At 38.3% G+C, this 8,219-nt stretch carries 8 protein-coding genes; all 8 read right to left on the bottom strand.

Features of this window, described 5'->3' with window-relative positions:
• Positions 1–165: 165 nt before the first annotated feature.
• A complete protein-coding gene (locus tag AACY61_RS05055; RefSeq protein ID WP_339610499.1) occupies positions 166–1,098 on the bottom strand; it encodes an arginine deiminase-related protein in 933 nt (310 codons plus the stop codon).
• Between the two features lie 37 nt (positions 1,099–1,135).
• Positions 1,136–2,050: an arginine deiminase family protein gene (locus tag AACY61_RS05050; protein WP_339610498.1), complete on the bottom strand. Its 915-nt coding sequence runs from the start codon at positions 2,048–2,050 to the stop codon at positions 1,136–1,138.
• Positions 2,051–2,127: 77 nt separating this feature from the next.
• Positions 2,128–3,411, bottom strand: a complete 1,284-nt coding sequence (locus AACY61_RS05045) for a citrate synthase (protein WP_339610497.1) — start codon at positions 3,409–3,411, stop codon at positions 2,128–2,130.
• 118 nt (positions 3,412–3,529) lie between these two features.
• Positions 3,530–4,819 carry a phosphopyruvate hydratase gene (gene eno, locus AACY61_RS05040; protein WP_339610496.1) on the bottom strand — a complete coding sequence of 430 codons (1,290 nt, stop codon included), beginning with the start codon at positions 4,817–4,819 and terminating at the stop codon, positions 3,530–3,532.
• A gap of 51 nt (positions 4,820–4,870) precedes the next feature.
• Complete coding sequence (carA, locus tag AACY61_RS05035; protein ID WP_339610495.1) at positions 4,871–5,977, bottom strand: glutamine-hydrolyzing carbamoyl-phosphate synthase small subunit; 1,107 nt, start codon at positions 5,975–5,977, stop codon at positions 4,871–4,873.
• 105 nt (positions 5,978–6,082) lie between these two features.
• The gene (rplQ, locus tag AACY61_RS05030; RefSeq protein WP_339610494.1) at positions 6,083–6,628 is read right to left on the bottom strand and encodes a 50S ribosomal protein L17; all 546 of its coding nucleotides are present in this window, start codon (positions 6,626–6,628) and stop codon (positions 6,083–6,085) included.
• Between the two features lie 75 nt (positions 6,629–6,703).
• On the bottom strand, positions 6,704–7,696 hold the full coding sequence (locus tag AACY61_RS05025) for a DNA-directed RNA polymerase subunit alpha (protein WP_339610493.1): 993 nt from the start codon (positions 7,694–7,696) through the stop codon (positions 6,704–6,706).
• 21 nt (positions 7,697–7,717) lie between these two features.
• Positions 7,718–8,219 (bottom strand): 30S ribosomal protein S4 (rpsD, locus tag AACY61_RS05020; RefSeq protein ID WP_339610492.1); only part of this gene is annotated, 502 nt, incomplete at its 5' end.

Genomic DNA, 8,219 nt, shown 5'->3' with positions numbered 1-8,219 from the left:
CTGTACCAATGAATTAAACGGTGCTGCTTATGCAACCTCTGAAGTAATCATTTCTGAAAAACAAATCATTTCCTGGGATCGTGGTTTTAATGAAAATGACAGCATTGTTTGGGGACCAAAATACGAAGGGTATGAGTTTGACAAACTCTGGGAGAAATTATCAAACTAATCTTTAGGTAAAAAAACCTCGGCCATCATGCATCGTGCGCTTCCACCTCCTAAAGTTTCAATAGTAGTTAAGCTACTGCTAAGTATTGTGCTGTATTTCTCAATACCGGATCGTTGTTGAGCCGTTAAACTGTCATAGGCCGATTGAGACATCACAGTGATTGAATTTCCTTTTGCATCAAGAACTTCCAGCATATTACCTGCAAATTGGTTAACTTGATCCTCAGTGATTGAGATAATTTCTTTACCGTCATCTTTCAAATGCTGAACGACATTTTTACGTTCCTTTTTGTCATCGATGCAATCCAAACAAATCACGGCAAATTTTTGAGCAACACACATCATTACATTCGTATGATAAATAGGTAAGCGCTCACCATTCACTGTCTGATAAGCTGTAAAAATGACGGGGGTATATTCAAAATCTTCACAAAATTCAATAAGCAACTCTTCATCCGCTCGGGGTGAAAGGGCACAATAGGCTTTTCTGTTGATGCGGTCAAGCACCAAACTTCCTGTTCCTTCCAAAAAGAAATTCTCATCTTCAGCAGCAGTGTAGTCAACGATATCAGCAATTTTAAACCCTTGTTCTTCAAGCTGTTTAATTACAGATTCGCGACGCTCACGTCTTCGGTTCACAGCAAACATAGGATACAATGCAATGTCTCCGTTTTCATGAAACGAAACCCAGTTGTTAGGAAACACAGAATCAGGCGTGTCCTGAGAGCCATCATCGTGAAACAAAACAACCTGAACGCCAGCCTCCTTTAATTTTTCAACTAAAACATCAAACTCTTCTTGAGCCAATTTGTTCACATCCAGTGCTTTTAACTTGGAATCACTGGTTTGGTAATAGTTATTGACAGCCGTCTCCTCATTCAGCCTGAATGTTGCAGGACGTACCATTAATAGAGTATTTGTTGATTGCATATAAATATCTTTAAACCTTAAACTTTGAACCTTAAACCTAACCCCTAATCAAAGGAAGCGTACTGCATCGAAGTAATCCTTCTTGTTTTGAAATCTCAGCATAGGGGATTTCCTCAACTGTAAATCCATTTTCACGTAGCCAGTTATTTAATCTGATGAAGTTTTTTTCAGAAACAACTACATCAGGAGCAATAGAAAAAACATTACTGTTCATATGATACATCTCTTCTCTTGTGATGTGAAATAGATTGTCTTTACCAAATAGATTAACAAGGTAAACATAGTCTGCTTCTTCCCTAAAACCTTGTTTGTAGATAATCGCTTTATCAACCCCAACAGGTTGAAAACAACAATCCAGGTGAAGTGCATTATCACGTGCTTCAATTTTGGATTTTACAAGGTCAAACTCTTTAACCGTTTTATGGGGAAAGAGTTTTTGAATGTATGCAACCCCTTCCATGTTGGTTCGGGCTGTGATATAATCTTTATAATCACTTCCTTTATAAGTACCTATAAAAATGTAATCATTCCATAGCATCACATCACCTCCTTCAATATGCACTTCTTCAGGAGGCCTAACTACTTTTTTTGGATTAATTTGATCAATAACATATTGAATCGCGTCAAGTTCTTTTTCTCGATCGGGAAGTATGTTGGCTTTAACAAAGACATCATCAATCACAAAAGCAATGTCCCTTGAAAATATTTGATTGTAATCCTTAATTTCTTCAGGTCGGAATACCTTAACATCATACTTTTTCAACACATTGGCAAAGGCTTCTATTTCGGGAATCATATCCTCATTTTTTGGGTAAGTACCCGCAAGGATGTGTTCAAGCGATTTAGGATCATAAGCTTCGTCTGCATTGGGCGTGGGACCATTACTATTAGCGGTACCCAATACAACAGCCTTAAGCTTGGAAGTTTCGTCTTTTACGTTTAATTGAAGCATTAGATGTTTTTTTCAAATATATAAAAAACTCCATCAAGTAATTCATTGATGGAGTTCAATTAAAAAGTCTTGATTATTTAGCGTTCGCTCATTGTTTTAAACGACCTGTGAGTATAACCAGTATACACTTGTCTTGGACGACCAATAGGTTCTTTGCGTAAACGCATTTCTTTCCATTGCGCAATCCAACCTGGTAAACGTCCCAATGCAAACATTACAGTAAACATATCCGTAGGAATGCCTAGCGCTCTGTATATAATCCCCGAGTAAAAATCAACATTTGGATACAGGTTTCTGGATTTGAAATATTCATCTTCCAAAGCTACTTTTTCAAGCCCTTTGGCAATATCCAGAACAGGATCCTCAATTCCTAATTCACCCAATACCTCATCTGCAGCTTTCTTGATGATGCGGGCTCTGGGGTCAAAGTTTTTATAAACTCTGTGACCGAAGCCCATTAATCTGAATGAATCGTCTTTATCTTTTGCCTTTAAAATAAATTTTGAAGTATCACCTCCATCCGCTATAATAGCTTCAAGCATTTCTATAACAGCTTGGTTAGCACCACCATGAAGAGGACCCCAAAGTGCAGCTATACCGGCTGATAAAGAAGCAAATAAACCACTGTGGGACGAACCTACAATTCGCACGGTTGAAGTAGAACAGTTTTGTTCATGATCAGCGTGTAGTATCAACAACTTATCAAGGGCTTCTATAACGGCACGGTCAACTTTATATTCTTCATTGGGTTTTTGGAACATCATTTTGTGGATATTCTCAATATATCCCAAAGAAGTATCGCCATAGTTCAATGGCAAACTCATTTTCTTACGCATGGTCCATGCTACCAATACTGGGAATTTACCCAATATCTTAACAATCGCCTTATACATATCCTCCTCAGAATCTACATTTACCGATGAAGGGTTAAAAGCCACAAGTGCATTGGTAAGAGATGCAAGTACACCCATTGGGTGGGCAGACTTTGGAAATCCATCCAGTATGCGTTTCATGTCTTCATCAACAATCGATTGATCTTTGATATCCTTGTGAAACTTTGAAAGCTGATCTTTTGAAGGAAGCTCTCCGAAAATCAATAAATAACAAACCTCAAGAAATGAAGCTTTTTCTGCAAGGTCTTCAATAGCATAACCCCGATAGCGTAATACGCCTTTCTCACCATCCAAAAAAGTAATCGCACTTTCACAAGAACCGGTATTTTTATAACCGGGATCTAAAGTGATGACGTTGGAAGCTGCCCTCAAGGTTTTTATATCGATTGCAACCTCATTCTCAGTGCCCTCAACTATAGGAAACTCATATTTTTTTCCATCGATTTCTAACGTAGCTATTTTTGACATGTTTATGTGTTATATTTATTGTTTGAACTTCTCGCGAAGATACAAAATATAAGGGAAAATCTTTAATGACATCTGTCATATAATGGTTAAAAAATCCTTAAATGCCTTCCTAAAAAAACTAGCTAACTTTAAAAGTGTTCTCTTGTGGATAATAAGCAACACTTCCTAGTTCTTCCTCAATACGAAGAAGCTGGTTGTACTTAGACATCCTGTCACTTCTTGATGCTGAACCGGTCTTAATTTGCCCACAGTTTAATGCCACTGCCAGGTCGGCAATTGTAGTGTCTTCAGTCTCTCCGGAACGGTGTGACATAACTGATGTATATCCGGCATTATGAGCCATATTGACTGCAGCAATCGTTTCAGTTAAAGTACCTATTTGATTCACTTTAATAAGAATCGAATTCGCTATGCCTTCATTGATTCCTCTCGAAAGACGATCAACGTTAGTTACAAATAAATCGTCACCAACCAATTGTACTTTATCACCAACTTTTTCGGTTAGATATTTCCAACCCTCCCAGTCGTTTTCATCCATGCCGTCCTCAATGGAAACTATAGGATATTGATCTAATAATTCTGCAAGATAATCAGCCTGTTCTTTGGAAGTTCTCACCTTTCCGGAAGCACCTTCAAATTTGGTATAATCATAATTCCCGTTGATATAGAACTCTGCAGCTGCGCAATCCAAAGCTATCTTGATATCGACACCAAATTCATAACCAGCATTGTTAACCGCTTTGGCGATTGTGTCTAAAGCGTCTTCAGTTCCTTTAAGTGTGGGTGCAAAACCACCTTCATCTCCCACCGCTGTGCTTAATCCACGGTCATGCAACACTTTTTTAAGGTGATGAAAGATTTCTGAACCCATTTGCATAGCGTGGGCAAAGTTCTTGGCTTTCACGGGCATTACCATAAATTCCTGAAAGGCAATGGGAGCATCACTGTGTGACCCACCGTTGATGATATTCATCATGGGTACCGGAAGTGTATGGGCACTCACCCCTCCAACATAACGGTATAAAGGAAGTCCAAGTTCTAAAGCAGCTGCTTTGGCTACTGCAAGCGATACACCCAAAATAGCATTGGCACCCAACTTAGACTTATTTGAGGTTCCATCCATTTCAATCATGGTCTGGTCAATCAAGTTTTGATCAAAAACAGCAGCACCCAAAAGCTTGGGAGCTATGACATCGTTTACATTGTTTACAGCTTGAAGCACTCCTTTTCCCATATATGCTTTTCCACCATCACGAAGTTCTACGGCTTCGTGTTCACCGGTAGAGGCACCTGATGGGACGGCCGCTCTTCCTAAGATACCGCTTTCAGTGATTACATCAACTTCAATAGTTGGGTTACCCCTGGAATCAAAAATTTGGCGGGCGTGGATGTCAACGATTAGGCTCATATATTTTTATTATTTGATTTGTTGAGTCACAAAATCTTGCTCCTCTAAAAGTTAATTATTTTGAATATTCTCTATGAATTGATCGAATAGGTAACTTGCATCATGTGGACCGGGACTGGCTTCAGGATGGTACTGCACCGAGAAACAGTTTTTGCTTTTCATTTTAATTCCTGCAACAGTGTGGTCATTCAAATGCAGGTGGGTAATTTCTATGTCAGGGTGGTTTTCCGTTTCTTCCTTATTGATGGCAAAACCGTGATTTTGGGAAGTGATTTCTCCTTTTCCCGAAACGAGGTTCATTACAGGATGATTAATCCCCCTGTGACCGTGATGCATTTTGTAAGTTGTAATTCCATTTGCTAAAGCAATCACTTGATGCCCAAGACAAATTCCAAAGAGAGGAACGTTCTTTTCAATAATTTGTTGAGCTACTTTTATTGCATTGCTTAACGGTTGGGGGTCACCGGGTCCGTTTGATAAAAAATAACCGTCCGGTTCAAAAGAAGCCATTTCTTCAAAAGTGGCGTTGTATGGAAACACCTTGATATAGCAATCCCTTTCCGCAAGATTGCGTAAGATATTTTTTTTGATACCAATGTCAAGAGCAGCAATTTTATAAGTCGCACTTTCATTTCCAAAAAAGTAAGTCTCTTTGGTTGAAACTTTTGAAGCCAACTCAAGTCCGTTCATATCCGGAACATCTTTCAGTTGTTTTTTTAACCCTTCAATGTTGTCCACATCAGTTGAAATCACGGCATTCATTGCACCGTTGTCACGAATGTAGCTTACCAAAGCACGCGTATCTACATCTGAAATTGCTAAAAGACTATTGCTTTCTAAAAACTCTTCAAGAGAGGCATCGGCATCATCACGTGAATAGTCATAACTAAAATTACGACAAATCAATCCGGCAATTTTAATGCCTTCAGATTCTACTTCGTTTTTGTTGGCACCATAATTACCGATGTGGGCATTGGTGGTAACCATCAACTGTCCAAAGTAGGAAGGGTCTGTAAAAATCTCCTGATAGCCGGTCATTCCGGTGTTAAAACATACTTCACCAAAGGCACTGCCTTCTTTTCCTCCCACGGCTTTTCCATGAAAAATAGTTCCGTCTGCAAGTAAGATAATGGCTTTTTTTCTAGTTTTATACTTCATTGTAAATTACAAGTTGTGTTGTTGATACTAGGATGCAAAAATATATAAAAAAAGGGATAAACCTTGAAAGTTTATCCCTTGTGTATTTAAAATGAAATTAAAAATTTATTCTTTTTCATTTTTTGTTTCATCTTGCTTGTTATCCTCTGAAGCCTCAGGAGCTTTTGTTTCCGGGGTCACTTCTTCAGTTTTTTCAGCTGGAGCAGCTTTAGCAGCTGGTTCTTCAGCTTTCTTACCTTTTCCGGCACGACGGGTTGATTTTTTCTTCGCAGGTTTGTTTGCATTGTAAACCTCGTTGAAGTCAACCAGCTCAATCATTGCCATATCAGCATTATCACCTAAGCGGTTACCCAATTTGATGATTCTGGTATAACCTCCCGGGCGGTCAGCAACTTTAACAGCAACTTCCCTGAAAAGTTCAGCTACTGCTTCTTTTTGACGCAGTCTGCTGTAAACAATACGTCTGTTGTGCGTGGTGTCTTCTTTTGATTTGGTAACCAAAGGTTCTACAAATTGCTTCAACGCTTTGGCTTTGGCAACTGTTGTGTTAATTCTTTTATGTTCAATTAGGGAACAAGCCATGTTAGCCAACATCGATTTTCTGTGTGCTGTCTTTCTCCCTAAATGATTTATTTTTTTTCCGTGTCTCATTTTCTTAGTTATTAGAGGTGAGTGGTGAGTGGTGAGTAAAGTCTCTCATCTCAGGTCTCAAATCTCAAGTCTTAATTAATCTCTGTCTAATTTATATTTTGAAAGATCCATTCCAAAGGTCAGACCTTTTACATTTACTAACTCTTCTAATTCAGTTAATGATTTTTTACCAAAGTTTCTGAATTTCATCAAGTCGTTTTTGTTATAAGAAACCAAATCTCCAAGGGTGTCAACTTCGGCAGCTTTCAAGCAGTTTAATGCTCTTACTGATAAGTCCATATCAACCAATTTGGTTTTTAACAACTGACGCATATGCAAAGACTCTTCATCATAAGTTTCAGTTTGAGCAATCTCATCAGCCTCAAGGGTAATACGCTCATCACTGAACAACATAAAGTGGTGAATCAATGTTTTTGCTGCTTCGGTCAAGGCATCTTTTGGATGGATAGAACCGTCTGAAACGATTTCAAAAACCAGCTTTTCGTAATCTGTTTTTTGTTCTACACGGAAATTTTCAATGCTATACTTAACATTTTTGATCGGTGTGTAGATAGAATCTGTAAAGATAGTACCAAGGGGTGCATTTGCTTTTTTGTTTTCTTCAGCAGGCACATATCCTCTACCTTTTTCAATGGTCATTTCCATATTCAGATTCACTTTAGCATCCAAATTACAAATAACTAAATCAGGGTTTAATATTTGAAATCCTGAAATAAACTTTTGGAAGTCACCTGCAGTAATTTGATCCTTACCAGTGATTGACATTGTTACAGTTTCATTATCTATTTCGTCAATTTGACGCTTGAAACGCACTTGTTTTAATCCAAGAATAATTTCTGTTACATCTTCTACTACTCCTGAAATGGTTGAAAATTCGTGATCAACTCCTTCTATTCTGATGGATGTGATAGCAAAACCTTCTAAGGAGGATAATAGTACTCTTCTAAGCGCGTTACCAACGGTCAAACCATATCCGGGTTCAAGGGGTCGAAATTCGAACTTCCCCTCAAAATCGGTTGAATTGATCATTATAACTTTATCGGGCTTCTGAAAATTTAGTATTGCCATGTTTGTGATTCCTAAGATTTATTATTTAGAGTATAATTCAACGATGAATTGTGTATTGATATTTTCAGGGATTTGAATTCTTTCCGGAGTAGAAACAAAGGTACCTTCCATTTTATCATTGTTCCAGTTTATCCACTCATAAGGGTGTGATGCATTGGAAAGAGAGTTTGAAATGGCTTCAAGAGACTTTGATTTCTCTCTGACTGCAACAACATCACCGGGTTTAACGTGGTATGAAGGGATATTTACTTTCTCTCCATTTACCAAAATGTGACGGTGTGAAACCAACTGACGTGCAGCACTTCTTGAAGGAGCAATGCCCATTCTGTATACTACATTGTCTAATCTGGATTCACATAGTTGAAGTAATACATCACCTGTAATTCCGTCAGCAGCAGTTGCTTTTTTAAACAACCCTCTAAACTGACGCTCAAGAATACCATAAGTATACTTGGCTTTTTGCTTTTCCATTAACTGGGTAGCATATTCTGATTTCTTACCTCTCCTACGGGCGTTTCCATGT

This window comes from uncultured Planktosalinus sp. (assembly GCF_963973675.1).
GTDB lineage: Bacteria > Bacteroidota > Bacteroidia > Flavobacteriales > Flavobacteriaceae > Planktosalinus.
The sequence above is the reverse complement of the archived record's forward strand: the minus strand, read 5'-3'. Positions and strand labels throughout refer to the sequence as shown.